The following is a 2,391-nucleotide window of genomic DNA, read 5'->3' as shown; positions in this document are numbered from 1 at the left end:
CGGCCGAGCCGCAGCTGGTCCGGCTCGAGCGATGAAGAGGTACTACGGCCACACGCTGCACTCCCTGTGCAAGACCCTCGCGCTGGGCCGCGGGCGCGGCGCGAGCCTCACCGAAATGTCCAACGGCGCCTACCAGCCGATGATGCGCCTGCTGGGCGCCCGGTGGAAGCCACGGAGCCGCGGCGGACCCCTGCGACTGCTCGAAAAGGCGGTCGGCAACGCGCAGGTGCGGGCACGCTGACCCTGCGCAGCGCGCGTAGCTTCTGGGGGATGACCCGCAGGTTCAAGCCAGGCTGCTCACGCTTCGACGCCCCCGCCCCCGCCCCCGCCGGCACAGCCACGTCAGCGGGCGGGGCGTCCCGATGACGGAATTGGCCGGGGCCGACCGGCTCGACCCCGCCCTGCGTGCCGTCGCCACCACGCGTACCGATTTCTCCCCGTTCGCAATCGAACTCATCCGCGAGCCGTTCAACCAGCGGCGCCGCCTGGCCGCCGAGCTGACCGATGCGCGGGGCGTCCGGGTCGTCGACGACGCCGTACCGGCGGCGACCGGGCCGGTGCCGGTACGGATCTACCGCGGCGGGCCGGGGCCGGCGGTCGTCTACTGTCACGCCGGAGGCTTCGCGCTGGGCAACCTGGACACCGACCAGCGCCAGTGTCTGGAACTCGCCCGTCGCGCCAGCTGCACGGTGGTCTCGGTGGACTACCGGCTGGCCCCGGAGCACCCCTACCCCGCCGCCTTCGACGACGCGAGCGCCGTGCTGCGCTGGGTCGCAAACGACGCCGCGCGACTCGGCGTCGACCCGGCGCGCCTGGCCGTCGCCGGCAGCAGCGCCGGGGCCACTCTGGCCGCCTGCCTGGCGCACGGCGCGGCCGACGGGTCGCTGCCGCCGGTCGCGTTCCAGCTGCTGCACCAGCCGGTGCTGGACGACCGATCGACGGCTTCCAAAGCCGAGTTCACCACGAGCCCGGCCTTCGACAGCGAGGCCGCCGACCTGATGTGGCGCCACTATCTGGGCCCGGCCACCGGTTCGGCGGCCACCGTGCCGGCCCGCCGCGGCCGGTTCGACGGTCTGGCTCCGGCGTTGATCACCTGCGCGGAGATCGACCCGTTCCGCGACGAGGCCGTCGACTACGCGCTGACGCTGCTGCGCGCCGGAGTCTCGGCCGAGTTGCACGTGTTTCCGCGCACCTGCCACGGCTTCGACTCGCTGCTGCCTGACTGGGCGGTCTCCGAGTTTCTGTTCGCGCTGCAGGGGCACTCCTTGTCCACTGCGCTGCGCGGCGCTGCGGGGCCGGCGCGGTGACCTCCGCGCAGGACCCAAGCCTCTGCGCGGGCGTGACGGCCGGCGCAGCAATCGGTGACCACGGTGCGCACCGACGACGGCCACCGCCGCGACGAGTCGCACGCCTAACCGGTCGCGCCCCTGCGCCCGAGGTGGCGGGGCCGTGCTGGAATCAACCCATGGCAATTCCGCCCGCACCGGAGGGGCTCACCAGCGACGACTTCCCGGTGTTGTGGCCGGTGGGCACCCGGTGGGCCGACAACGACATGTTCGGCCACCTCAACAACGCGGTCTACTACCAGCTTTTCGACACCGCGATCAACGCCTGGATCAACACCAGCACCGGCCTCGACCCGATCACCACGCCCGCGCTGGGCATCGTCGCCGAGTCGGGCTGCCGCTACCTGTCCGAGCTGGCCTTCCCCGAAAGCCTGGCGGTAGGCGTGGCGGTGACGCGGCTCGGCAACAGCAGCGTCACCTACCGGCTGGGGTTGTTCCGAACGGACGACGGTCAAGGAGATGCCCGGCCGATCACTGCGCTGGGCCACTGGGTGCACGTCTACGTCGACCGGGACACCCGCAAGCCGGTGCCGATTCCCGGCCCGATCCGCGCGCTGCTGTCGACGGCCCATGTGGGCCAATAGATATGCTTTGTCCATGCCAGTTCTGAGCAAGACGGTCGAAGTCGGCGCCGGCGCCGCGGCGATCATGGCCATCGTCGGCGATTTCGAGCGGTACCCGGAGTGGAACGAGGGAATCCGGGGCCTGTGGGTGCTCGCCCGCTACGACGATGGGCGGCCCAGCCAGCTGCGGCTCGACACCGAGGTGCAGGGCATGGAGAGCACCTTCATCCAGGCTGTCTACTATCCGGGGGAGAACCAGATCCAGACGGTGCTGCAGCAGGGCGACCTCTTCTCCAAGCAGGAGCAGCTGTTCAGCGTGGTGGAGACTGGGGCGTCGAGCCTGCTGACGGTCGACATGGACGTCGAGACCTCGATGCCGATCCCCGTGCCCATGGTCAAGCAACTGCTCAACACCGTCCTCGACCATCTCGCCGACAACCTCAAGCAGCGCGCCGAACAACTGTCCGCTTGATCTCGAATTC

Annotated in this window: 3 protein-coding genes and 1 pseudogene; all 4 read left to right on the top strand. The window is 70.6% G+C overall.

Features of this window, described 5'->3' with window-relative positions:
• A pseudogene (locus AC2VOK_RS05195) lies at nt 1-241 on the top strand (hypothetical protein); the annotation flags it as partial.
• A 121-nt stretch (nt 242-362) separates the two neighbouring features.
• Nucleotides 363-1,307 carry an alpha/beta hydrolase gene (locus tag AC2VOK_RS05190; protein WP_428899531.1) on the top strand — a complete coding sequence of 315 codons (945 nt, stop codon included), beginning with the start codon at nt 363-365 and terminating at the stop codon, nt 1,305-1,307.
• Between the two features lie 158 nt (nt 1,308-1,465).
• Nucleotides 1,466-1,930 (top strand): acyl-CoA thioesterase, encoded by a 465-nt coding sequence (locus AC2VOK_RS05185; RefSeq protein WP_428899530.1) that lies wholly within the window; start codon nt 1,466-1,468, stop codon nt 1,928-1,930.
• A gap of 13 nt (nt 1,931-1,943) precedes the next feature.
• Entirely contained in the window at nt 1,944-2,381 is a 438-nt protein-coding gene (locus AC2VOK_RS05180) for an SRPBCC family protein (RefSeq protein WP_421528676.1), read from the top strand.
• The last annotated feature ends 10 nt before the right edge of the window (nt 2,382-2,391 follow it).

The organism is Mycobacterium sp. TH-M116 (assembly GCF_057473685.1).
The sequence above is the reverse complement of the archived record's forward strand: the minus strand, read 5'-3'. Positions and strand labels throughout refer to the sequence as shown.

Coding starts and splice junctions, on each gene's coding strand:
- AC2VOK_RS05185 (WP_428899530.1), top strand. CDS start 1,466: ATGGCAATTCCGCCCGCACCGGAGGGGCTCACCAGCGACGACTTCCCG.
- AC2VOK_RS05190 (WP_428899531.1), top strand. CDS start 363: ATGACGGAATTGGCCGGGGCCGACCGGCTCGACCCCGCCCTGCGTGCC.
- AC2VOK_RS05180 (WP_421528676.1), top strand. CDS start 1,944: ATGCCAGTTCTGAGCAAGACGGTCGAAGTCGGCGCCGGCGCCGCGGCG.